At 72.4% G+C, this 22,672-nt stretch carries 20 protein-coding genes; 16 read left to right on the top strand and 4 right to left on the bottom strand.

The window, feature by feature from the left end:
• The first annotated feature begins 408 nt into the window (after positions 1-408).
• From ACQPZG_RS13735 to ACQPZG_RS13685, 11 genes are all read left to right on the top strand, one after another.
• Entirely contained in the window at positions 409-1,731 is a 1,323-nt protein-coding gene (locus ACQPZG_RS13735) for a DUF2690 domain-containing protein (protein ID WP_433546086.1), read from the top strand.
• A 485-nt stretch (positions 1,732-2,216) separates the two neighbouring features.
• Positions 2,217-3,206, top strand: coding sequence for a malate dehydrogenase (locus ACQPZG_RS13730; RefSeq protein WP_185028179.1), 990 nt, complete (start codon positions 2,217-2,219; stop codon positions 3,204-3,206).
• A 222-nt stretch (positions 3,207-3,428) separates the two neighbouring features.
• Positions 3,429-3,680, top strand: coding sequence for a helix-turn-helix transcriptional regulator (locus ACQPZG_RS13725; protein WP_433546085.1), 252 nt, complete (start codon positions 3,429-3,431; stop codon positions 3,678-3,680).
• Positions 3,677-4,231, top strand: a complete 555-nt coding sequence (locus ACQPZG_RS13720; RefSeq protein ID WP_433546084.1) for a hypothetical protein — start codon at positions 3,677-3,679, stop codon at positions 4,229-4,231. The genes ACQPZG_RS13725 and ACQPZG_RS13720 overlap by 4 nt, the downstream gene beginning before the upstream one ends.
• Positions 4,232-4,319: 88 nt before the next feature.
• On the top strand, positions 4,320-5,102 hold the full coding sequence (locus tag ACQPZG_RS13715) for a hypothetical protein (RefSeq protein ID WP_433546083.1): 783 nt from the start codon (positions 4,320-4,322) through the stop codon (positions 5,100-5,102).
• Positions 5,103-5,261: 159 nt separating this feature from the next.
• A complete protein-coding gene (locus ACQPZG_RS13710) occupies positions 5,262-5,612 on the top strand; it encodes a hypothetical protein (RefSeq protein ID WP_433546082.1) in 351 nt (116 codons plus the stop codon).
• Between the two features lie 140 nt (positions 5,613-5,752).
• The gene (locus ACQPZG_RS13705; protein WP_433546081.1) at positions 5,753-7,252 is read left to right on the top strand and encodes an aldehyde dehydrogenase family protein; all 1,500 of its coding nucleotides are present in this window, start codon (positions 5,753-5,755) and stop codon (positions 7,250-7,252) included.
• 227 nt (positions 7,253-7,479) lie between these two features.
• Positions 7,480-9,027 (top strand): GMC family oxidoreductase, encoded by a 1,548-nt coding sequence (locus ACQPZG_RS13700; RefSeq protein ID WP_433546080.1) that lies wholly within the window; start codon positions 7,480-7,482, stop codon positions 9,025-9,027.
• Positions 9,027-10,208, top strand: a complete 1,182-nt coding sequence (locus ACQPZG_RS13695; RefSeq protein WP_433546079.1) for a quaternary amine ABC transporter ATP-binding protein — start codon at positions 9,027-9,029, stop codon at positions 10,206-10,208. The genes ACQPZG_RS13700 and ACQPZG_RS13695 overlap by 1 nt, the downstream gene beginning before the upstream one ends.
• On the top strand, positions 10,205-12,250 hold the full coding sequence (locus tag ACQPZG_RS13690; RefSeq protein ID WP_433546078.1) for an ABC transporter permease: 2,046 nt from the start codon (positions 10,205-10,207) through the stop codon (positions 12,248-12,250). The genes ACQPZG_RS13695 and ACQPZG_RS13690 overlap by 4 nt, the downstream gene beginning before the upstream one ends.
• A 65-nt stretch (positions 12,251-12,315) precedes the next feature.
• Positions 12,316-13,284: an ABC transporter substrate-binding protein gene (locus ACQPZG_RS13685; protein WP_433546077.1), complete on the top strand. Its 969-nt coding sequence runs from the start codon at positions 12,316-12,318 to the stop codon at positions 13,282-13,284.
• Between the two features lie 325 nt (positions 13,285-13,609).
• Here ACQPZG_RS13685 and ACQPZG_RS13680 read toward each other — a convergent pair whose 3' ends face one another.
• Positions 13,610-14,119 carry a carboxymuconolactone decarboxylase family protein gene (locus ACQPZG_RS13680; protein ID WP_433546076.1) on the bottom strand — a complete coding sequence of 170 codons (510 nt, stop codon included), beginning with the start codon at positions 14,117-14,119 and terminating at the stop codon, positions 13,610-13,612.
• Between the two features lie 143 nt (positions 14,120-14,262).
• Here ACQPZG_RS13680 and ACQPZG_RS13675 point away from each other — a divergent pair, with 143 nt between their 5' ends.
• Entirely contained in the window at positions 14,263-15,822 is a 1,560-nt protein-coding gene (locus ACQPZG_RS13675; protein ID WP_433549394.1) for a PLP-dependent aminotransferase family protein, read from the top strand.
• Between the two features lie 120 nt (positions 15,823-15,942).
• On the opposite strand, the gene ACQPZG_RS13670 is transcribed toward ACQPZG_RS13675, so the two are convergent.
• Positions 15,943-16,311, bottom strand: a complete 369-nt coding sequence (locus ACQPZG_RS13670; RefSeq protein WP_433546075.1) for an STAS domain-containing protein — start codon at positions 16,309-16,311, stop codon at positions 15,943-15,945.
• A 369-nt stretch (positions 16,312-16,680) separates the two neighbouring features.
• Between ACQPZG_RS13670 and ACQPZG_RS13665 the strand changes: the two genes are divergently transcribed.
• Both ACQPZG_RS13665 and ACQPZG_RS13660 read left to right on the top strand, forming a co-directional pair.
• Entirely contained in the window at positions 16,681-16,947 is a 267-nt protein-coding gene (locus ACQPZG_RS13665; protein WP_433546074.1) for a hypothetical protein, read from the top strand.
• Positions 16,948-17,281: 334 nt separating this feature from the next.
• Positions 17,282-18,466, top strand: a complete 1,185-nt coding sequence (locus ACQPZG_RS13660; protein WP_433546073.1) for a glutathionylspermidine synthase family protein — start codon at positions 17,282-17,284, stop codon at positions 18,464-18,466.
• 117 nt (positions 18,467-18,583) lie between these two features.
• On the opposite strand, the gene rocD is transcribed toward ACQPZG_RS13660, so the two are convergent.
• Complete coding sequence (gene rocD / locus ACQPZG_RS13655; protein ID WP_433546072.1) at positions 18,584-19,798, bottom strand: ornithine--oxo-acid transaminase; 1,215 nt, start codon at positions 19,796-19,798, stop codon at positions 18,584-18,586.
• 228 nt (positions 19,799-20,026) lie between these two features.
• On the opposite strand from rocD, the gene trpS reads away from it, so the two are divergent.
• Positions 20,027-21,037 (top strand): tryptophan--tRNA ligase, encoded by a 1,011-nt coding sequence (gene trpS / locus ACQPZG_RS13650; protein WP_433546071.1) that lies wholly within the window; start codon positions 20,027-20,029, stop codon positions 21,035-21,037.
• A gap of 140 nt (positions 21,038-21,177) precedes the next feature.
• Positions 21,178-21,759, top strand: coding sequence for a 2'-5' RNA ligase family protein (locus ACQPZG_RS13645; protein WP_433546070.1), 582 nt, complete (start codon positions 21,178-21,180; stop codon positions 21,757-21,759).
• A 121-nt stretch (positions 21,760-21,880) separates the two neighbouring features.
• On the opposite strand, the gene ACQPZG_RS13640 is transcribed toward ACQPZG_RS13645, so the two are convergent.
• Entirely contained in the window at positions 21,881-22,636 is a 756-nt protein-coding gene (locus ACQPZG_RS13640; protein ID WP_433546069.1) for a decaprenylphospho-beta-D-erythro-pentofuranosid-2-ulose 2-reductase, read from the bottom strand.
• Positions 22,637-22,672 lie beyond the last annotated feature (36 nt).

The raw sequence follows: 22,672 nt of genomic DNA, 5'->3' as shown, positions 1-22,672 counted from the left end.
CCTCGGGCAGAAGTGGAGGGAACCGTTCCGGTATTGGGCGTCGTCTTGGTGTCCGGCCGGAGCCCGGCGTTCCGCTGCGGAACACCGCAAGGAACATGTTTCGTGCGAAGGCATCGAAAGGCGGACTTGTAGTGACATGAGGGAAGCCTGGATGCCAAGGACAGGGCTCCGGCAATCCGCACACAGCATCGGTGGGACACTGGTACAGGCGATCGGGACCAGAGGCGCGCAACGGCGTGCGCCGGTGTTCCGATCCGCTCCCGTGCGCTCCCACCCCAGGAACTGACATCCTGGCTTCGCGCATCCCTCTGGGTAGCCAGGTTTCCCCAGGTTCTCGGGGACACGGGCAGGGGGCAGGGAAAGAGCGCGGGGCACATCAGGAACGTACGGGGGGACAAGGGGGAAGCAATGCCTCGTTGGAAAGCGCTGCCGGAGGGACTCGACCCGCAGGTCAGGGAGTTCGCGAACCAGCTGCGCAGGCTCGTGGACCGCAGCGGTCTGAGCATCGCTGCCGTTGCGGACCGCACCGGGTACAGCAAGACGTCCTGGGAGCGCTATCTGGGCGGACGGCTGCTCGCTCCCAAGGGCGCGGTCGTCGCGCTGTCCGAGGTGACCGGGACCAACCCCGTGCACCTCACCACCATGTGGGAACTCGCGGAGCGTGCCTGGAGCCGTTCCGAGATGCGCCACGACATGACGATGGAGGCCATCCGGATCTCCCAGGCGCGTGCCGCGCTGGGCGAGTTCGGGCAGCCTGCGGCGAAGACGGGCCGAGCGACGCGCAAGCAGAGCGGCGCCGCTCCGCCCGCGCGCCCCGGCTCGGACTCCGGCCCGCTGACGACCACCGGCTCCCAGCGGGCGGCCAAGCCGAACACCGACGCGTTCGACATGACCACCAACCTGAAGATCCCCGACGAGCTCCGGCAGCGCACGGGGCAGGGGAAGCCGTCCGCGCCCGGCGCGGGCACCGGTCTCGGTGCGGGCGCGGGCATGGGCGCGGGCAAGGGCGCCCGGAGCACCGCGCGCCCCGAGCGCGACTTCGCCAGCGACTTCGAACGCGGATTCCACCAGGGCCAGAGCTACAACAGCCCGTCGGCCTCCGCGCCGACGGGACGGCCCGGCTCCGGTTCCGGCGGTCCGCCCGGCGGTCACCACCGCCCCTCGGCTTCCGAGCCGTCGCACCCCTCCCACCAGCCGCCGCCGAACTCGGCGCCGGACCGGCAGCGTCAGCGGCGCAAGCTGACGATGTTCCTGGCGGGCGTCGTCGGCGCGCTCCTCGTGATCGTCGCCGCCGTCCTGCTGACCGGCGGGGACGACAAGGACAAGAGCCCCACGGCGGGCAAGACGCCGGTGGCCTCGCAGACCGAGGCGCCCGCGACGAAGCTGCCGCCCGGGGTCAAGTGCACCGGCAAGGACTGCGACGGCAAGGACCCCGAGGCGATGGGCTGCGGCGGCGAGTACGCCGTCACGTCCGCGCGCGGCAAGGTCGGCGCGACCAGCATCGAGGTCCGCTACAGCAAGACCTGCGGTGCGGCCTGGGCCCGTATCACCGGTGCGGCCGGCGGCGACAAGGTGACCGTGTCCTCGGACACCTCGGCGGCCGGCCAGAACGGGGTGGCGGGTGCGGACAGCAGCGCCTACACCAAGATGGTCGAGGCGGCCACGGCCGACGAGGCGAAGGCCTGCGCGACGCTGAAGTCCGGCCAGAAGGGCTGCACGGCCCCCGAGTAGGGGCCGGGCGAAGAAAAACACGACGCCGGGTGCATGTCCGCCGCCCTCCGGGGAAAGCGGACCTCATCCCCCCACGGGTGTACGCCAACCCGGGACGGCCGTCCGCGCTCCCCCCTCTGCGCGGGCGGCCGTCGGCGTCTGCGCGCCCGGCACGGGCACGCCGGCTCCTGTACGGCACGACGCGCTGCACCACGCGTACGGCGCGGCCCCCTCCGTACGTCGCGTCCCGCCGCACCGCCCGTACGGTTCGCCCCGCCCCACCCCCCGCACGACCTGCGCTCTCGCTCTGCCGCGGCGGCGCGCCGGGACGGTGCGGCCGGGTTTCGCATCCTCCGGGGCAGATGATGTGCGGCGTCCCACAGGGACCCGGGGAACCAGTCCCCCCGGGGTCCGATAGCCTGACGGGCGGATATCTCTCCACATCGAGATATCCCGCACAGAGGGGCCGGGACCCCCGCCACTTCGCCTGTCTTACGGAGATCGCCATGACCCGCACTCCCGTGAATGTCACCGTCACCGGCGCGGCCGGCCAGATCGGCTACGCGCTGCTCTTCCGCATCGCCTCGGGCCACCTGCTCGGCCAGGACGTGCCGGTCAAGCTGCGTCTCCTGGAGATCCCGCAGGGCCTGAAGGCCGCTGAGGGCACCGCCATGGAGCTCGACGACTGCGCCTTCCCGCTGCTCCAGGGCATCGAGATCACCGACGACCCGAACGTCGGCTTCGACGGCGCCAACGTCGCGCTGCTCGTCGGCGCCCGCCCCCGTACGAAGGGCATGGAGCGCGGCGACCTGCTCTCCGCCAACGGCGGCATCTTCAAGCCGCAGGGCAAGGCCATCAACGACAACGCCGCGGACGACATCCGTGTGCTCGTCGTCGGCAACCCGGCCAACACCAACGCGCTCATCGCGCAGGCCGCCGCCCCGGACGTACCGGCGGAGCGCTTCACCGCGATGACCCGCCTGGACCACAACCGTGCGCTCTCGCAGCTCTCCAAGAAGACCGGCACCCCGGTCTCCGAGCTGAAGAAGCTCACGATCTGGGGCAACCACTCCGCCACCCAGTACCCGGACATCTTCCACGCCGAGGTGGCCGGGAAGAATGCCGCCGAGGTCGTCAACGACGAGCAGTGGCTGGCCGACACCTTCATCCCGACCGTCGCCAAGCGCGGCGCCGCGATCATCGAGGCCCGCGGCGCGTCCTCGGCCGCCTCGGCCGCCAACGCCGCCATCGACCACGTGCACACCTGGGTGAACGGCACGGCGGCCGGCGACTGGACCTCGATGGGTATCCCGTCGGACGGCTCCTACGGCGTCCCCGAGGGCCTCATCTCGTCCTTCCCGGTCACCTGCAAGGACGGCAAGTACGAGATCGTCCAGGGCCTGGAGATCAACGACTTCTCCCGTGCCCGCATCGACGCCTCGGTGCAGGAGCTCAAGGAAGAGCGCGACGCGGTGCGCGAGCTCGGCCTGATCTGACCGGTCGACGGACGGAGTCCGGCGCAGCGTCCCGAAGCCCGGGAGGCCCCCAGGGGCCGATCGGTGCGAGGGGGGCGTGCCGGGTCTGTGCGCGACGCGGTGCGCGAGCTCGGCCTGATCTGAGACAGAACCCCACAGAATCCCCCGGCGGTCCTACCGCCGGGGGATTCCGTGCTTCCCGGCCTGTTGTGCTCCTACCGCACTGTGTAGTACTTCTTATACATGAGCGAGCAGGTGCACAACAGAATGGCTGTCGTGAGGGCCGAGCGGAAGGTGTCGCGGCAGGCTCTCGCCGAGGCGGTCGGCGTCCACTACCAGACCATCGGCTACATCGAGCGCGGGCAGTACAACCCCAGCCTCGACCTGGCCCTGAAGGTCGCCGCCTTCTTCGAGCTGCCGGTGGAGGCGCTGTTCTCCCTGGAGCCGTTCGGCTCGCTCACGCAGCAGATCTACGGGAGGAAGGCACAGCCATGAACTCGACCGCCGACAGGGCCGCGCTGACGGGATACGACCGGCGCATGCGGGCGCTGATGAACGATCCGCGCGGACGCGTCCTGTATGCGACGAAGGGCCGTCGCCGGTCGGCCGTCGCCGTGAGCGTGGGCCTGACCGCCGTGGCGGTGACCCTCGTGGTGCGGATGTTCGCGTACGACGAGCTGTGGGCCGCCTTCGCCCTCCTCCCCGTCCTCCTCCTCTGGTGCCTGGCCACCGGCGCGCTCAACGGCGCCACCCGGGGCCTGTTCGAACTGCGTGCCCGGGCCCTGGACGAACGTCAGCTGAGGGAGCGCGAGCGGGCCCGCAGCGCGGCGCACCTGATGACCGGGGCGCTCATCTTCGGCGCGGCGGTCGGACTGTGGCTGGCCACCGTCCTCGGCGACGGCCGGCTCACCCGTGCGTACGTCGCCCCGCTGCTCGCCGGCGTCTTCGTCCTCCACTGGATGATGCCGCTGTGGATCGCGGGCCTCCTCGCGCAGGACGACCCGGCGGACGACTTCGCCGACGGCGAGGACCCTTCGTACGGCTGAATTCCCACGACCTGTTCCGGTCACCTGCCCGGGACCTACCATGTCCCCTTGCCGGTACAGGAGTTCACGCGGCGGAGGGGGGCGGGCCATGGCGCAGACCGACGACCCGGCGCGCGCGGTCGGGGACGGCGCGGGGGAGGGGGACGGCGGGCAATTCCTTGGCGTGCGTTCCCCGTTCAGTACGGCGAAGCCGCGAGGGCGGTTCCGGTTCCGCTTCACCCCGCCCCACGTCCTCCTCGTGCTGCTCGGCCTCCTGATCGGTGTCGGCACGGGGTGGGTCGTCCAGGACGGCGCCGCCGCTCCGGCCGCGCCGTCCCCGGCCCCGCCCGCCGCTCGGCAGGCCGCGTCACCTGCGCCGAGGGCCACGCCTCCCGCCAGGACCGCACCGGAGAAGGCGACTTCGCGACTGCCCGGGGCCTCCGCGGTCCCCGTGCCGCCCGCCGATTTCGCCGTGATCCGGGACCCCTCCGGTGTCACCCTCGCCGTTCCCGTCGGCTGGCGGCGCGAGGCGGCGGGCTCCGTGCACTACCGGTCGTCCGACTCCCCGCACTCCCGCTTCCTCCGGTTCTGGCCGCTCGCCGGCACCCGGATGAGCGCGACCCGCGCGCTGCGGATCACCGTCGCGCCCCACCGGCACCGCCCCGGCTTCGAGCTGCACGCCCTGCACCCCACCACCCGCGGCTCGGCCGAACTCGTCTACTCGTACGACAGCCCCCGCACCGGGCAGCGGCTGACGCTCGTCCAGCGGGCGTTCCCGACCGCCGACGGCCGGCGTCACGTCGTCGCGGTGGCCGGGCCCGCCGCCGAGTGGCCCCGGCAGCGGACCGTCCTGGAAACGGCCCTGCGCCACTTCGCCCCCGACGAGGGGTGACCCGCGGCACACCGGTCCCCGGTGCTCGCACCTCGGGCCCCTTGAAATCCGGGCCCTCGGACGCCTGGGACTCCGGGCCCTCGCGTGCGGGGCGTTCCGGCGGCCTCCTATCTTGATCGAGTTCCCATCCACGAACATCCCCGCATCCGGAGGCAGCCCATGCCCGACCTCTTCCGCAGCAAGCCCGACACCCTGGTCGTCGCCCTGAGCGACCGCGAGGAGATCCTCGACGGGCTCCGCCGCGCCCTCGCGGACGCCGACGACGCCGAGCGCCCCGGGCTCGGCCGCGCCCTCGCTCTCGTGGAGGCGGTCCCGTCCCGTTCGGAGGCGGAACTGCGCGGCCTGTGGGCCCGGGAGCGCATCGAGTCCACCGGCTTCCCCCTGGCGGACCTCACGCCCGACTCGGTCGCCGCCGTCAGGGCCCTGCGCAAGGCCGAGCCCGGCCTGCGGCTCGTCCAGGCGCTGGCACTCACCAAGCTCGCGGCCGCCACAGACGCACATCGGGCCTGATCGGGTCTTATGTCCGTCATGTAAGTGACTCATGGCACTTTCGGCCACGTATTCGGCATGCTTTCGGCCCACCGGGGGAGGGGTCCCGCCGCCAGTTCCACCAGTGTGGAACAAAACGGGAAACGGAAGGCGAAAACGACGTGTCGGCTGAAAAGACCATTCATGTGGGCGGGGTGTGGCGGGAAGCCACGTCCGGCGCCACGCGGGACATCCTCGACCCGGCGGACGCGAAGGCGTTCGCCGTGGTCGCCGAGGGTGGGGTCGAAGACGTCGACGCCGCAGTCGCCGCCGCGAGCAGGGCCTTCGCCGGTGGCGAGGGCGCCTGGCCGCAGACCCCCACCGCCGAGCGCGCCGCCCTGCTGCGCCGGGTCGCCGACCTCCTCCAGCGCGACCGCGAGGAGCTGGGCCGGCTGGAGGCACAGGACGCGGGCAAGACCGTGGAGGAGGGACGCGTCGACATCGACTGCGTCACCGACGCCTTCCGCTACTTCGCCGACCTGGTGATCGGCGAGGGCGGCGGCCGGGTAGTGGACGCCGGTTCGCCGGAGATCCACAGCGTCGTCGTGCACGAGCCGGTGGGCGTGTGCGCGCTGATCACCCCGTGGAACTACCCCCTGCTCCAGGCCAGCTGGAAGATAGCCCCGGCGCTCGCCGCGGGCAACACCTTCGTGATCAAGCCGAGCGAGATCACGCCGATGACGACGGTCGCGCTGATCGCCCTGCTCGTCGAGGCCGGCCTGCCCGAGGGCGTCGCCAACATCGTCACCGGACCCGGCGCCTCGGTGGGCGCCCGGATGGCCGAGCACCCGGACGTCGACCTCGTCTCCTTCACGGGCGGCCTGGTCAGCGGTACGAAGGTGATGCAGGCCGCCGCCGAGTCGGTCAAGAAGGTCGCCCTGGAGCTGGGCGGCAAGAACCCGAACGTGGTCTTCGCCGACGCCTGCGCGACCGAGGAGGGCTTCGACACGGCCGTCGACCAGGCCCTGAACGCCGCCTTCATCCACAGCGGGCAGGTCTGCTCCGCCGGAGCGCGGCTCATCGTCGAGGAGTCCGTGCGCGAGCGCTTCGTCGCCGAACTCGCCCGCCGCGCCGAGAGGATCCGGATCGGCAGGGGCACCGAGAAGGGCGTCGAGTGCGGACCTCTGGTCAGCGCCCAGCAGCTGGAGAAGACCGAGTACTACGTCGCGGCCGCGATCGACGAGGGCGCGATCGTGCGCGCCGGCGGCAAGCGGCCCGAGGGTGAGGGGTACGAGGGGTACTTCTACCGGCCGACCGTCCTCGACGGCTGCCACCGCGAGATGCGCGTCGTCCGGGAGGAGACCTTCGGGCCGATCCTCACCGTCGAGACGTTCACGACCGAGGACGAGGCGATCGCCCTCGCCAACGACACCGAGTACGGGCTCGCGGGCGGCGTCTGGTCCGCCGACCCCGGCCGCGCCCGCCGGGTGGCCGCGCGGCTGCGGCACGGCACCGTCTGGATCAACGACTTCCACCCCTACCTGCCGCAGGCCGAATGGGGCGGATTCGGCAAGTCCGGCATCGGCCGGGAGCTGGGCCCCGCGGGCCTGGCCGAGTACCGCGAGTCCAAGCACATCTACCAGAACCTGGCCCCCAAGCCGGTCCGCTGGTTCGCGGGCTGACTCCTCGGGCGGGGACGGGGGCGGTGAGCGAAGTGACCGCCCGCGGGGGGCGCGGAGAACCGCCCGCCCCCCGCGCCGAACGGTTCCCACAAGAGCCCTCACCCACCTGAGCGGCCCGGCCGCCCCCTCACCCCGTCGCCCCGGGCGGCGGGGCCGGACCCCTGGCCCCGACCCGCCCCGACCGCCCCCTTACGCGCAGCACCTTCCGTACGAACAGGAGAGCATCCATGCCCGACCCCACCCACGAGTACGACTACGTCGTCGTCGGCGGCGGAACCGCCGGTTCGGTGATCGCCTCCCGCCTCACCGAGGACCCCTCCGTCCGCGTCGCCGTGATCGAGGGCGGCCCCACCGACGTCGACCGCCCCGACGTCCTCACCCTCCGTCGCTGGATGGGCCTCCTCGGCGGCGAGCTGGACTACGACTACCCGACCACCGAGCAGCCACGCGGCAATTCGCACATCCGGCACAGCCGGGCCCGCGTCCTCGGTGGCTGCTCCTCGCACAACACCCTCATCGCGTTCAAGCCGCTGCCGTCCGACTGGGACGAGTGGGAGGCGAACGGCGCCGAGGGCTGGGGTGCGGCGGCCATGGACCCGTACTTCTCCAAGCTCCGCAACAACATCGTCCCGGTCGACAGGAAGGACCGGAACGCGATCGCCCGCGACTTCGTCGACGCCGCGCAGAGCGCCCTCGGCGTGCCGCGCGTCGAAGGGTTCAACAAGAAGCCCTTCGAGGACGGCGTCGGCTTCTTCGACCTCGCGTACCACCCGGAGGACAACAAGCGGTCCTCCGCCTCGGTCGCGTACCTGCACCCGTTCCTGGACCGCCCGAACCTCCACCTGATGCTGGAGACCTGGGCGTACCGGCTGGAGCTTGAGGGCACCCGGGCGCGCGGCGTCCACATCCGCACCAAGGACGGCGAGGAGGTCCTCGTACGGGCCACCCGCGAAGTCCTCGTCTGCGCCGGCGCGGTGGACACCCCGCGCCTGCTCATGCACTCCGGGATAGGCCCGGCGCGCGACCTCGAAGCGCTCGGCATACCCGTGGTCCTCGACCTCCCGGGCGTCGGCGAGAACCTGCTCGACCACCCCGAGTCGGTCATCGTCTGGGAGACCGACGGGCCGATCCCCGAGAACTCGGCGATGGACTCCGACGCGGGCCTGTTCGTCAAGCGGGACCCGGAGCACGCGGGCCCGGACCTGATGTTCCACTTCTACCAGATCCCCTTCACCGACAACCCGGAGCGGCTGGGATACGAACGCCCGGCCCACGGCGTGTCGATGACCCCGAACATCCCCAAGCCGCGCAGCCGCGGCCGGCTGTTCCTGACCAGCGCCGACCCGGCCGTGAAGCCCTCCCTCGACTTCCGGTACTTCACCGACGAGGACGACTACGACGGCCGCACCCTCGTCGACGGCATCCGCATCGCCCGCGAGATCGCGAAGACCGAACCGCTCGCCGGCTGGCTGACCCGCGAGGTCTGCCCCGGTCCCGAGGTCGTCTCCGACGAGGACCTCAGCGAGTACGCCCGCAAGGTCGCGCACACCGTGTACCACCCGGCCGGCACCTGCAGGATGGGCGCCGCCGACGACGCACTCGCCGTCGTCACACCCGACTTGAAGATCAAGGGCCTCGAAGGCATCCGCATCGCCGACGCGTCCGTCTTCCCGACCATGACCGCCGTGAACCCGATGATCGGCGTCCTGATGGTCGGCGAGAAGTGCGCGGAGTTGCTCGTCCATCCCACCGCAGCTCCGGGAGGCGCCGCGTAATGTCCAGTACCCACGCAGGAACCGCAGGGACCACCGCGACCGCGCAGGGCGCCGGGGACGACGTCGTCTTCTCCGTGCGCAACCTGTGGAAGGTCTTCGGCCCCAAGGCCGAGAAGATCCCCGGCAACGCCGAGTACGCCGACCTGTCGGTCGAGGAGCTCCGCGCCCGCACCGGCTGCACCGCCGCCGTCCGCGACGTCTCCTTCGACGTCCGCAAGGGCGAGGTCTTCGTCGTCATGGGCCTCTCCGGCTCCGGCAAGTCGACGCTGGTCCGCTGCCTGACCCGGCTCATCGAGCCGACCTCCGGCTCGCTCGCCATCGACGGCGAGGACGTGCTGGCCATGGACAAGGGGCGGCTGCGCGAACTGCGCCGGCACCGCGCCGCCATGGTCTTCCAGCACTTCGGCCTGCTCCCGCACCGCACGGTCCTGGACAACGTCGCCTACGGCCTGGAGATCCAGGGCATGGGCAAGTCCGAGCGCCGCGCCAAGGCCGCCGAGGTCGTCGCCAAGGTCGGCCTGCAAGGGCTGGAGAACCGGCGTCCGGGACAGCTCTCCGGCGGCCAGCAGCAGCGCGTGGGCCTGGCCCGCGCCCTCGCCGTCGACCCCGAGGTCCTGCTCTTCGACGAGCCGTTCAGCGCACTGGACCCGCTGATCCGGCGCGACATGCAGGAGGAGGTCTGCCGCCTGCACGACGAGGAGGGCCGCACCATGGTCTTCATCACCCACGACCTCAGCGAGGCCCTGCGCATCGGCGACCGCATCGCCCTGATGCGCGACGGGCGGGTCGTCCAGATGGGCACCCCCGAGGAGATCGTGGGCGCGCCCGCCGACGACTACGTACGGGACTTCGTTCGCGACGTGCCCCGCGAGCAGGTCATGACGGCCCGCACCGCGATGCGCGCCCCCGTGGGCGACGAGGCCGAGACGGGCGCGTCCGTCGCCCCCGGCGTCACCGTGTCCGAGGCCATCGAGGCGGTCGTCCGCACCGGGGGCGCCGTCCGGGTCGTCGACAACGGCCGCTGCCTGGGCGTCGTCGACCACCGGGGCCTGCTCGCCGTGGTCGCCGGCCTGAACGCCGACTTCCCGGCCGGCACGGGTGCGCCGGAAGCGCCGGCCGGTACGGGTGTGCCGGGGCCCGACGCCGCCACCGGTACCACCGGCGAGGTGATCCCCGCATGACGGCTCCCACGATCTCCGCGACCGCGCGCGACGAGCGCCAGAAACCCTCCCCCGCGGGCGGCAAGCCCGCGCCGGTCGGGAAGTTCCGCACGATCCTGCACCACCGCGCCGGCCGCAAGCTCCTGCCGCTCGCCGTCGCCGTCCTGGTGCTGCTGCCGCTGGGCGCCGCACTGTGGGGCGGCGGCAGCTGGCCCGCCGCGCACACCGTGGACGTGTCCGGACCGCTCGACGACGCCAACGACTGGGTCCTCGACAACCGCGACACCCATCCCCTCTTCCTGTACTTCCTCCTCCACCTCTCCAACTCCGCGACCAGCGCCGTCGACACCGTCTACGCGGGCCTCGGCCAGCTCGGCTGGGTGGGCGTCACCGCCGGCGCCGTGCTGCTCGCCTGGCGGGCCGGGGGCCTGGGCCGCAGCGGACTGAAGGTGGCCGCCACCGCGCTCGCCGCGTTCGCCGTCTGCGGTGCGCTCGGCATGTGGGACCCGACGCTGATGACGATCGCCCTGATGATCGTCGCGGTGGCCGCCGCCTCCCTGGTCGGCGTCGTCCTCGGCCTCGCGGCCGGGCTCTCCGACCGCTTCGACCGGGTCCTGCGCCCCGTCCTGGACACCATGCAGGTGCTGCCCGCGTTCGCGTACCTGCTGCCGTTCGTGCTGGTCTTCGGCACCGGCACGCCCGCCGCCCTGCTGTGCACCGTCATCTACGCCGCCCCGCCGATGGCCCGCCTCACCGCCCTCGGCATGCGCGGCGCGGACGCCGGAGTGCTGGAGGCCGCCACCTCGCTCGGCTCCAACGGCTGGCAGCGGCTGCGCACCGCCCGGCTGCCGCTGGCCCGCAAGGAGATGCTGCTCGGCCTCAACCAGACGATCATGATGGCGCTCTCCATGGTGGTCATCGCGGCGCTGGTCGGTGCGGGCGGCCTCGGCGAGGAGGTCTACTCGGCGCTGTCCACGGTCGACGTCGGCAAGGCGCTCGCCGCGGGCATCCCGATCGTCCTGATCGCGATCTGGCTGGACCGCACCACCGCCGCCGCGGGCGACCGCATCGGCGGCTCCGCCTCCTCCTCCGAGCCCTCGGGCCGCGGCAGGCTGCTGCACGGCTGGCGCGCCTGGGCCCTGGTGGCCGCGGGCACCGTCGCCGCCGCGGCGGCGGGACGCCTCGCCGGCACCCGGCTGTGGCCCGAGACCTGGACGTACGGCATCTCCACCCCGGTCAACAAGGCCCAGGAGTGGATCACCGAGAACCTCTCGTCCGGCGTCCCGGTCCTCGGCGGCACGGAGGCGTGGTCGCAGAACTTCACGCTGTGGGTCCTCAACCCCCTGCACGACGGCCTGACCTGGCTCCCCTGGTGGACGCTGCTGCTGCTCGTCGCAGGCGTGGCCTGGCTGGTCGGCACCTGGGGCACCGCGCTCACCGCGACCCTCGCGATGGCCGCGATCGGCGTCCTGGGCGTCTGGGACAAGTCCCTCAACACGCTCTCCCAGGTCCTGGCGGCCCTCGTCGTCACGCTGGTGATCGGCTTCGCGGTCGGCATCCTGGCCGCCCGCGCCCGCCGCTTCGAACGTGTCGCACGACCGGTGCTCGACGCGATGCAGACGATGCCGCAGTTCGTGTACCTGATCCCGGTCGTCGCCCTGTTCGGCGTGACCCGCGCCTCCGCGATCATCGCGGCCGTCGTGTACGCGCTGCCCGCGGTCATCCGCATCACCACCCAGGGGCTGCGCGAGGTCGACCCGGCCGCCATGGAAGCGTCCCGCTCCCTCGGCGCCGGCTCCCGCCAGCAGCTCCTCCAGGTCCAGCTCCCGCTGGCCCGCCCCGCCCTCCAGCTCGCCGTCAACCAGGGGGTCGTGCTCGTCCTGGCGGTGGTCGTCGTCGGCGGTCTCGTCGGTGGCGGCGCGCTCGGCTACGACGTCGTCAAGGGCCTGTCCCGCGGTGAGATGGGCATCGGCATGACCGCCGGCGCGGCGATCGTCTGCCTCGGCCTGGTCCTGGACCGCCTCACCCAGCCCGCGAAGGCGCGTGCCCGCAAGGGCGCCTGAGCCGTTCGCGCCGTTTGCTCCTCCTCCCTCTCCATCCTTCCTGCCAGAGAAGAGAGATCAGCACCATGAACCTCACGCGCACCACCGCGGCACGCGCCGCCGTAGCCTCCTCCGCCGTCCTCGGCCTGCTCGCCCTCAGCGGCTGCGGCGCCGCGGAGACCGGCAAGAGCACCGAGGCGGGCGGCAAGAAGACCGTTTCCCTCACCGTCCCCTCCTGGGTCGGCGCCCAGGCCAACGTCGCCGTCGCCTCGTACCTCCTGAAGAAGGAGATGGGCTACACGGTCAAGTCCCAGCAGATGGGCGAGGTCCTCGCGTGGGACGCCCTGTCCAAGGGCGACATCGACGCGATCATGGAGGACTGGGGCCACCCCAAGGAGGAGAAGCAGTACGTCGAGGACAAGAAGACCGTCGTCAAGGGCGGCGACCTCGGCGTCACCGGTCACATCGGCTGGTTCGTGCCGAAGTACTACGCGGACAAGCACCCGGACGTCACGGACTGGAAGAACCTCAACAAGTACGCCAAGGACTTCGCGACCGTCGAGAGCGGCGGCAAGGGCGAGATCCTCGAAGGCTCCCCGGACTACGTCACCCATGACGAAGCCCTGATCAAGAACCTCAAGCTGAACCTCAAGCCCAACTTCGCCGGCTCCGAGGCCAGCCAGATCACCGCGATCAAGAAGTACGCGAAGGAGAAGAAGCCCTTCCTGACGTACTGGTGGAACCCGCAGTGGCTGAACAACGAGATCGAGATGGTCGAGGTCAAGCTGCCGGAGTACAAGGAGGGCTGCGACGCCGATCCCAAGAAGATCGCCTGCGGCTACCCGAACACCCCGCTGCAGAAGTTCTTCAACAAGGACTTCGCGAAGGACGGCGGTGACGCGGCCACCTTCCTGAAGAACTTCAAGTGGACCACCGACCAGCAGAACGACGTGGCCCTCATGATCGCCGACCAGAAGCTCTCGCCGGAGGCCGCCGCGGAGAAGTGGGTCAAGGCCAACGAGTCCACCTGGAAGCCCTGGATCCCCAAGAAGTAACCCCCGCGCACACGCACACGCACACCGCGCCGGGCCCGACGGAGGAATCCGCCGGGCCCGGCGCGGTGGTGCACGTGCTCCGTCGGCGGGAGCGGATCACTCCCCGCGGGCCGCTTCCACGGTCCACAGGACGGCGACGTCGGTGACGGTCACGGTCCTGCGCGGCTTCGTGGCTTTCTGTGATGACCGGTACGTTGTCCGGTCCCAGGACCAGAGGGTGCGTGGTCTGGGCCGTCCAGCCCTCGATGCCCATGCGGAACGGCCCGCCCGCCCACTTCGAGGTGGCCGGGTCCTGACAGACGACCAGCAGAAGGACCGTGCGGGCTCAGCCCTTGTGCGAGCCGGCCGTGTAGTGGCCGGGGACCATGCGCGTCGAGACCGCGAAGCGGTTCCACGCGTTGATCGTGTTGATGGCGGCGATCAGGTGGGCGAGTTCGACCTCGTCGAAGTGCTTGGCGGCCTTGTCGAACACCTCGTCCGGGACGAAACCGTCCGTCAGGACCGTGATCGCCTCGGTGAGCTCGATCGCGGCGATCTCCTTCGCCGTGTAGAAGTGCTGCGACTCCTCCCACGCCGACAGCTGGATGATGCGCTCCACGCTCTCGCCCGCCGCGAGGGCGTCCTTGGTGTGCATGTCGAGGCAGTACGCGCAGTGGTTGAGCTGCGAGGACCGGATCTTGACCAGTTCGGCGACCACCGGGTCGAGCCGCTTCGTGGCGGCCTTCTCCAGCTGGAGCATGGCCTTGAAGACCTCGGGGGCGTGCTCGGTCCAGTTCATGCGGGGGGTGCGCTCGGGGACGCGGGTGGCTGCGGAGGTGTTCTCGTTCGTCGTCATGGGCACCACGGTACGGAGCGTGCGGCCCGCCGGTATGGTCCATTTCCGTGACGAAACCCTGGGCCAATCTCCTGGCGTCCTCCGGCGTCGACCTCCATCTCGACCTGCACGGACCCGGCCTGCGGACCGGTCTGCGCGACGCCCTGCGCGAAGCCGCCCGCAGCGGCCGGCTCGCCCCCGGCACCCGGCTGCCCTCCTCCCGCACCCTCGCCGCCGATCTCGGCATCGCCCGCAACACGGTCGCCGACGCGTACGCGGAACTCGTCGCCGAGGGCTGGCTCACCGCTCGGCAGGGATCGGGGACGCGGGTCGCCGAACGGGCCGCCCCCGCAACGCCACGCCGGCCGACGGGACGCACACGGACCGGGCACGCGGCGGCGCACGGGCAGGCGGGGCACGCGCAGGCCGATCACGGGCAGGCGGGGCACGCGCAGGCCGATCACGGGCAGGCGGGACGCACGCAGGCCGATCACGCGCAGACGGGACGCAGACAGACTGGCGCCCCGCGGACCGGCCGCCCCCAGGCCGGACCCGCGCGGACCGGCCCCGTGCAGGCAGCGCCCGCTCCCGCAGGACACCGCCCGCCCGCCGGACGGGCCCGGCCCCCGGCCCGTACCGCCCCCGCGTACAGCCTGCTGCCCGGCTCGCCCGAGCTGTCGTCCTTTCCGCGCGCCGAGTGGGTCAAGGCGTACCGCAAGGCGCTGTCCGCCGCCCCGTACGAGGCCTTCGGGTACGGCGATCCGCGCGGTCGCCCGGAGCTGCGCGCCGTGCTCGCCGAGTACCTGGCCCGTGCCCGGGGCGTGCACGCCGACCCGGAGCGCATCGTGATCAGGTCGGGGTACGTGAACGCGCTGACCTTCCTCGCCGGGGCGCTGCGCCGCCGCAGCCCCGGCACGAAGGCCGTCGCCGTCGAGGAGTACGGGCTGGACTTCCACCGGGAGTGCTTCCGGGCGGCCGGACTGCGCATCCCGCCGATCGGCGTCGACGAACTCGGCGCGCGCACGGAGACGTTGGCGGAGCTGGGCGGCGGCGTCGGTGCGGTGCTGCTGACCGCCGCTCACCAGTTCCCGACCGGGGCGGCCCTGCACCCGGACCGGCGCGCGGCGGCCGTCGACTGGGCGCGGAGCACGGGCGCGCTGATCCTGGAGGACGACTACGACGGCGAGTTCCGCTACGACCGCCAGCCCGTCGGCGCGCTCCAGGGTCTCGACCCGGAGCGGGTGGTCTACCTGGGAACGTCGAGCAAGGCCCTCGCGCCGGGACTGCGGCTGTCCTGGGCGGTGCTGCCCGAGGACTGCCTCGGGCTGCTCTCCCCGCACGACAACACCTCCAGTGCGCTGGAGCAGCTGGCCCTCGCCGAGTTCATCGCCTCCGGCGCGTACGACCGGCACATCCGCTCCGCGCGGCTGCGCTACCGGCGGCGGCGCGACGACCTGGTGGCCGCCCTCGCCCGGCATGCTCCGCACGTCACGGTCAGCGGCATCGCGGCCGGGCTGAACGCCATCCTCGAACTCCCGCCGGGCACCGAGCGATCGGTGGTCCGGGCCGCGCACTGGCAGGGGCTGGCGGTGGAGGGGCTCTCCGGCTTCCGGCACCCGCAGGCGCCCGGGGAGGGCCGGGACGGACTGATGGTCGGCTACGCGACGCCCACGGACAGCGCGTGGGCCGGAACTTTGGAGACGCTGATCAGGGCCCTGCCGTAGCCGCCGGGTGCTGCGGGGCGCCTGCCGGGCACGGGACCGGCCCCGGGCTCCGTACGTCGCCGTACGGAGCCCGGGGCCGGGGAAGGGGGCCGGGGGTGCGGCCCGTGCGTCGGCCTCGGCTCAGCCCCGGGCCTCCTTCGCCAGCAGGTGCCCGCACCGGGTCGCCGCCAGCAGCCGCCTCACGGCCGCGGACGCGGCGGCCAGGACCAGCCGTCTGCCGCCGCGCCGCCAGGCCAGCAGCGCGTTGACGAAGCCCGAGTCGCAGAAGGTGACCCGGGACGCGTCGACCACGAGGCAGGTGTGCCCGAAGGCGGCCGCCGAGGTGAGCAGCGCGCTCAGGGGGGCCGCCGTGAAGTGGTCGATCTCGCCCTGGACGGCGATGGTGAGGGTGTTGCCCTCGGTGCGGCAGGAGGCGACCACGGAGGTGAACCGGGGAGCGGGGGAGTGCTTCTTCGGCAGTATGTGGGAGGGGCTTGCAGTGGTGTTCACGCCGTCTGCAACGAGCCCCGGGCGCCCCCGGGTACTGCCGCCGTCCACGGATCACCCGGCCGCACGAACACGCGGCGGACGCCGCGGGGAAGCGGACGTCTCGGGCAAGGGGAAGCCCCGGCCGGACGGGGGAGACCGGCCGGGGCGGTTCGGGGGGGCGCGGTGAAAGCACCGCGCATAGGTGAATGCTAAACCATCGGTGGGGGTGCCCGTCCCGCGGGGCGAATCGACGCGGAGCAGACTCCGGCGTTCCTCCCGGGGCAGGAGCCCTTTAGTCTGTCGACGGTCCGGAGTCGGTGGAGCGAAACCGGCGGAGATGCACGGAGAAGCACGGGGGAGTGGCGGGGCATGACGGCGCAACGGCGCAAAATGAGGTCCAGCACGGTGGCGCTCGGCAGCATGGGACTGCTCGCCCTGGCGCTCACGTCCTGCAGTTCGGAGCCGGACAAGCGGTGCGCGGACCGCAGCACCCGCGAAGTGCGGTCCGACTCCGACTGCGACAGCGGCCGACGCGGCGGCTCCGCCGGCTACTACTACGGCGGCAAGGTCAACAACAGCAAGGTCGAGGGCGGCAGCTTCGACAAGTCCGCGGTGAGCCGGGGCGGCTTCGGCTGCTCGGGCTCGGGCGGCGGCTGAGCCCGCCGCGCCGGCATCCCGTCCGTGCGGAGCCCGCCGCGTCGGCATCCCGTTCGTGCGGAGCCCGCCGCGTCGGTGCCCCGTTCGTGCGGAGCCCGCCGCGCCGGCACCCCGTTCGTGCGGAGCCCGCCGCGTCGGCATCCCGTTCGTGCGGAGCCCGCCGCGTCGGCATCCCGTTCGTGCGGAGCCCCTCCCGCCGGTACCCCGTCCGTGCGGCCCGCCGCGCCGGCCCGAGCCCCTGCTTCCGCCCGCGCGGAGCCCTTCCGGCCGGGACGGCGCTCCCCGCAGCCCGTAAGCGCCCGTCCGGCCCGACCGCCACCCCAGAGGCCCTCCCGTGAAACGCCACACCGCCACCCCTCGCCCCGACTGGCAGCGCATCGTCGAGGAGCAGGGCGTCATCTACCCCCTGACCCGCTACCCCGACGACTCCCTGCGCCCCTACTGGGACGAGAGCGCCTACTACTCCTTCACGCTCCCCGAGGTCGAGGCACTCGAAGAGGTCGTGGAGGAGCTGCACGCGATGTGCCTGGCCGCCGCCGCGCACATCGTCGCCACCGACCGCTTCGCCGACCTCGGCATCACCGACCCCGAGCTGGCCCGGCTGATCGCCGAGTCCTGGCACCGCCGCGCCGCACTGCCCTCCCTGTACGGCCGCTTCGACCTGCGCTACGACGGCACCGGCCCGGCCAAGATGCTGGAGTACAACGCCGACACGCCCACGTCCCTCGTCGAGGCGGCCAGTGCGCAGTGGTTCTGGATGGAGGAGCTGTTCCCCGGCGCCGACCAGTGGAACTCCCTGCACGAGCGCCTGGTCGACGCGTGGAAGCGGCAGGCCCGCCTTCTGCCGCCGGGTCCGCTGCACTTCGCCCACTCCGACGGCGACGAACTCGGCGAGGACCTGATGACGGTCGCGTACCTGCGCGAGACGGCCGAGCAGGCAGGCCTGCGCACCGAGGCGCTCTCGGTCGAGCAGATCGGCTGGGACCGTCTCTCCGGCCGCTTCGTCGACGAGAAGCTCCGCTTCATCCGCAGCTGCTTCAAGCTCTACCCGTGGGAGTGGCTGGCCACCGACCGGTTCGGCCCGCACGTGCTGTCCACCCTCGACAACGGCGGCGGCACCGGCACCACCTGCTGGATCGAGCCCGCCTGGAAGATGCTGCTGTCCAACAAGGCTCTCCTGGCCATCCTCTGGGAGCTCTACCCCGGCCACCCGAACCTGCTCGCCTCCTACCTCGACGGCCCGCGCGAACTGGCACGGGAGAAGGGGTACGTGACCAAGCCCCTCCTCGGCCGCGAGGGCGCGGGGGTCACCGTCCACGCGCCGGGCTCCGCGCCGCCCGAGGTCTCCCCGGACCCCGTCTGCTACCAGGAGCTGGCCCCGCTGCCCGACTTCGACGGCAACCGCACGGTGCTCGGCGCGTGGGTCGTCGAGGACGAGGCGGCGGGGCTCGGCATCCGGGAGTCGGCGGGGCCGGTCACGGACGAGTACGCCCGCTTCCTGCCCCACGTCATCCTCTGAGCCCCGCACCCTGCGAGGCTCCCCTCCACGCACCCTCCGAGCCTCCTCCCCCGCACCCTCCGAGGCTCCTCCGCAGGGGCCGCTCGCCCCGAGCGGCCCCTCTTCCCCCGTGGGCTCCTACTCGCTCAGCACGGCCCGCAGCTGGTCCAGCCCCCAGTCCAGGTCCTCCTTGCTGATCACCAGCGGCGGCGCGAGCCGGATCGTGGACCCGTGGGTGTCCTTGACCAGCACCCCCCGCTCCATCAGCCGCTCCGAGATCTGCCGCCCGGTGCCGCGCGCCGGGTCGATGTCGACCCCGGCCCACAGGCCGCGCCCGCGCACCGCGCGCACCGCGCCGCCCACGAGCAGGTTCAGCTCGCGGTGCAGGTGGTCGCCGAGTTCGGTGGCGCGCTGCTGGTACTCGCCGCCGCGGAGCATCGCGACGACCTCCAGCGCGACCGCGCACGCCAGGGGGTTCCCGCCGAACGTCGACCCGTGCTCGCCCGGCCGGAAGACCCCCAGCACGTCCGACGACGCGACCACCGCCGACACCGGAACGACCCCGCCGCCGAGCGCCTTGCCCAGCACGTACACGTCGGGCACCACGCCCTCGTGCTCGCACGCGAAGGTCTTCCCGGTACGGCCGAGCCCCGACTGGATCTCGTCCGCGACGAAGAGCACGTTCCGCTCCCGCGTCACCTCCCGCACGCCGGCCAGGTATCCGGGCGGCGGCACCAGCACCCCCGCTTCGCCCTGGATCGGCTCCAACAGCACGGCCACCGTCTCGTCGGTGATCGCCGCCGTCAGCGCCTCCAGGTCGCCGTACGGGACGATGTCGAAGCCGGGGGTGTACGGGCCGTAGTCGGCGTGCGCCTCGGGGTCCGTGGAGAAGCTGACGATGGTCGTCGTACGGCCGTGGAAGTTGTCGGCGGCGACGATGATCCTGGCCCGTCCGTCGGGTACGCCCTTGACCCGGTAGCCCCACTTCCGGGCGGTCTTCACGGCGGTCTCCACGGCTTCCGCGCCGGTGTTCATCGGCAGCACCATGTCCTTGCCGCACAGGGCGGCCAGCTCGGCGCAGAACGCGGCGAACCGGTCGTGGTGGAAGGCGCGCGAGGTCAGTGTGACCCGGTCCAGCTGGGCCTTGGCGGCGTCGATGAGGCGGCGGTTGCCGTGGCCGAAGTTGAGCGCCGAGTACCCGGCGAGCATGTCGAGGAAGCGGCGGCCCTCGACGTCGGTCATCCAGGCGCCCTCGGCCTCGGCGACGACGACGGGCAGCGGGTGGTAGTTGTGCGCGCTGTGCGCCTCGGCGGAAGCGAGGGCGGCAGCGGTCGTGGCGTCCGTTGTCGACACGTGGGCAACTCCGATCATCGTTGATCGTCGGTGGTCTTCCGGGACGGCCGTCCGGCGAACCGCGCGGACGGCGCTCCTTTCTATCGTCGGTCGGCGCGGCCGTGCGGAAACCTTGCCGCCGGAGGTCGCCGGGCCGGGCGCGCACGGGATCCGAACGGTTCGGGTTCCCCCGGTCGCTCGCCGCTCCCCGGGACGAGTGCCTCCCCCGTACCTGAGAGAATGGCGTACATGGCCTCTCGACCCCGTGTGCTCTCCGGCATCCAGCCCACCGCAGGCTCCTTCCACCTCGGCAACTACCTCGGCGCGGTGCGCCAGTGGGTGGCGTTGCAGGAGACGCACGACGCCTTCTACATGGTGGTGGACCTGCACGCCATCACCGTTCCGCAGGACCCCGCCGCGCTGCGCGCCAACACCCGGCTCGCCGTCGCCCAGCTCCTCGCGGCCGGTCTCGACCCGGACAGGTGCACGCTCTTCGTGCAGAGTCACGTGCCCGAGCACGCCCAGCTCGGCTGGGTGATGAACTGCCTCACCGGCTTCGGCGAGGCGTCCCGGATGACGCAGTTCAAGGACAAGTCCTCGAAGCAGGGCTCCGACCGGACGACGGTCGGCCTCTTCACCTACCCCGTCCTCCAGGTCGCGGACATCCTGCTGTACCAGGCGAACCAGGTCCCGGTCGGCGAGGACCAGCGCCAGCACATCGAGCTGACCCGCGACCTCGCCGAGCGCTTCAACAGCCGTCTCGGCGAGACCTTCACCCTCCCGGAGCCGTACATCCTCAAGGAGACGGGGAAGATCTACGACCTCCAGGACCCGTCGGTCAAGATGAGCAAGTCGGCCTCCACGCCCAAGGGCCTGGTCAATCTGCTCGACGACCCGAAGGTCACCGCGAAGAAGGTCAGGAGCGCGGTCACCGACGCCGACACCGTCATCCGCTTCGACCCGGTGGACAAGCCGGGCGTCTCCAACCTCCTGTCCATCTCCTCCACGCTCACCGGCAAGCCGGTCGCCGAGCTGGAGAGGGAGTACGAGGGCAAGATGTACGGCGCGCTGAAGACGGACCTCGCCGAGCAGATGGTCGAGTTCGTCACGCCGTTCCGCAGCCGCACGCAGGGGTACCTCGACGACCCGGAGACGCTGGACTCGATCCTCGCCAAGGGTGCGGAGAAGGCCCGCGCCGTCGCCGCCGAGACCCTCGCCCAGGCGTACGACAGGATCGGCTTCCTGCCCGCCAAGCACTGACCCGCACGGGGACGTGACGCAGGTCCCGCGAGCCCCGGACCTCGGGCTCTGGCCCCGAGGCCCCTGGGCCCGCCACACTGCACCCGTGGGGCACCACCGCCCGCAGCCATTCGCCCGCACCGACGACGGAGGAGAACGACGTGGGGACCGTAACGCTCGGCGTTTCGATCGCGGTCCCGGAGCCGTACGGCAGCCTGCTCCAGCAGCGGCGTGCGGCCTTCGGGGACCCGGCCGCCCACGGCATCCCCACGCACGTCACGCTGCTGCCGCCGACCGGGATCGACGCGGACGCGCTGCCCGCGGTGGAGGCGCACCTGGCCGCCCTCGCCGAATCCGTCCGGCCCTTCCCGATGCGGCTGTCCGGCACGGGCACCTTCCGCCCGCTGTCGCCCGTCGTCTTCGTGAAGGTCGTCGAGGGCGCGTCGGCGTGCGCGTGGCTTCAGAAGCGGGTGCGGGACGCTTCGGGGCCGCTGGCGCGCGAGCTCCAGTTCCCGTACCACCCGCACGTCACCGTCGCGCACGGGATCAGCGAGGAGGGCATGGACAGGGCGTACGGGGAACTGGCGGAGTTCGTGGCGCAGTGGTCGTGCACGTCGTTCGCACTGTACGAGCAGGGCGCGGACGGGGTCTGGCGCAAGCTGTGCGACTACGCCTTCGGCGGGGGAGCGGCGGGCGACCTGCCGCCGCAAGGGCTGCCGCACGACGCGCCGGTGCTGTACTGAGGCGGGGGCCGTCCGGGTGTCTCCGCGGGTGCGTGGGTGGCTGGTCGCGCGGTTCCCCGCGCCCCTGAGGGGCGCCTCCTGAGGGGCGCCCTGCGGGGGTTCGGGGCGCGGGGCGGCGGGGTCAGATCGGCAGGCGGCGGAAGAGGGGCCGGGGGACGTGCCGCAGGGCCGACATCACCGCCCGCAGCGTCCCCGGCACCCACACCACCTCCGCGCGCCTGCGCAGCCCCGCCTCGATCGCGGTGGCGACCGCCTCGGGCGTCGTGGCCAGCGGGGCCTCCCGGAGGCCCTCCGTCATCTTCGTCCGTACGAAACCGGGCCTGACGATCATCACGTGCACCCCCGTGCCGACCAGCGCGTCGCCCAGCCCCTGGGTGAACGCGTCCAGGCCCGCCTTGCTCGACCCGTAGATGAAGTTGGCGCGCCGGGCCCGCTCGCCCGCCACCGACGACAGCACGACCAGCGAGCCGTGCCCCTGTCCCTGGAGCGCGTTCGCACACACCAGGCCGGCCGAGACGGCCCCCGTGTAGTTGGTCTGGGCGACCCGCACGGCGGCCATCGGGTCGGCCTCGTCGTTGACCTGGTCGCCGAGCAGCCCGAAGGCGAGCAGCACCATGTCGATGTCGCCCTCGGCGAAGACCTTCCCCAGCACCTCCTCGTGCGAGGCGGGGTCGAGTGCGTCGAAGGCGACGGTGTGCACGTCCGCGCCGAGCGTACGGAGCTGCCCGGCGGCGGCCTCCAGCGCGGGGGAGGGCCGTCCGGCGAGCCACACCGTGCGGGCGCGCCGGGCGACGAGGCGGCGGGCGGTGGCGAGTCCGATCTCGGACGTGCCGCCGAGGACGAGCAGGGACTGCGGGGTGCCGAAGGCGTCCTTCATGACTGGGTACTCCTTGGGTGGGTGCTTCCGGGGCCG

This window comes from Streptomyces sp. CA-294286 (assembly GCF_050947155.1).
Taxonomy (GTDB): domain Bacteria; phylum Actinomycetota; class Actinomycetes; order Streptomycetales; family Streptomycetaceae; genus Streptomyces.
Note: the sequence above shows the minus strand (reverse complement) of the source record. Positions and strands in the feature narration are given on the sequence as shown.

Coding starts and splice junctions, on each gene's coding strand:
- ACQPZG_RS13735 (WP_433546086.1), top strand. CDS start 409: ATGCCTCGTTGGAAAGCGCTGCCGGAGGGACTCGACCCGCAGGTCAGG.
- ACQPZG_RS13730 (WP_185028179.1), top strand. CDS start 2,217: ATGACCCGCACTCCCGTGAATGTCACCGTCACCGGCGCGGCCGGCCAG.
- ACQPZG_RS13725 (WP_433546085.1), top strand. CDS start 3,429: ATGAGCGAGCAGGTGCACAACAGAATGGCTGTCGTGAGGGCCGAGCGG.
- ACQPZG_RS13720 (WP_433546084.1), top strand. CDS start 3,677: ATGAACTCGACCGCCGACAGGGCCGCGCTGACGGGATACGACCGGCGC.
- ACQPZG_RS13715 (WP_433546083.1), top strand. CDS start 4,320: ATGGCGCAGACCGACGACCCGGCGCGCGCGGTCGGGGACGGCGCGGGG.
- ACQPZG_RS13710 (WP_433546082.1), top strand. CDS start 5,262: ATGCCCGACCTCTTCCGCAGCAAGCCCGACACCCTGGTCGTCGCCCTG.
- ACQPZG_RS13700 (WP_433546080.1), top strand. CDS start 7,480: ATGCCCGACCCCACCCACGAGTACGACTACGTCGTCGTCGGCGGCGGA.
- ACQPZG_RS13695 (WP_433546079.1), top strand. CDS start 9,027: ATGTCCAGTACCCACGCAGGAACCGCAGGGACCACCGCGACCGCGCAG.
- ACQPZG_RS13690 (WP_433546078.1), top strand. CDS start 10,205: ATGACGGCTCCCACGATCTCCGCGACCGCGCGCGACGAGCGCCAGAAA.
- ACQPZG_RS13685 (WP_433546077.1), top strand. CDS start 12,316: ATGAACCTCACGCGCACCACCGCGGCACGCGCCGCCGTAGCCTCCTCC.
- ACQPZG_RS13680 (WP_433546076.1), bottom strand. CDS start 14,119: ATGACGACGAACGAGAACACCTCCGCAGCCACCCGCGTCCCCGAGCGC.
- ACQPZG_RS13665 (WP_433546074.1), top strand. CDS start 16,681: ATGAGGTCCAGCACGGTGGCGCTCGGCAGCATGGGACTGCTCGCCCTG.
- trpS (WP_433546071.1), top strand. CDS start 20,027: ATGGCCTCTCGACCCCGTGTGCTCTCCGGCATCCAGCCCACCGCAGGC.
- ACQPZG_RS13640 (WP_433546069.1), bottom strand. CDS start 22,636: ATGAAGGACGCCTTCGGCACCCCGCAGTCCCTGCTCGTCCTCGGCGGC.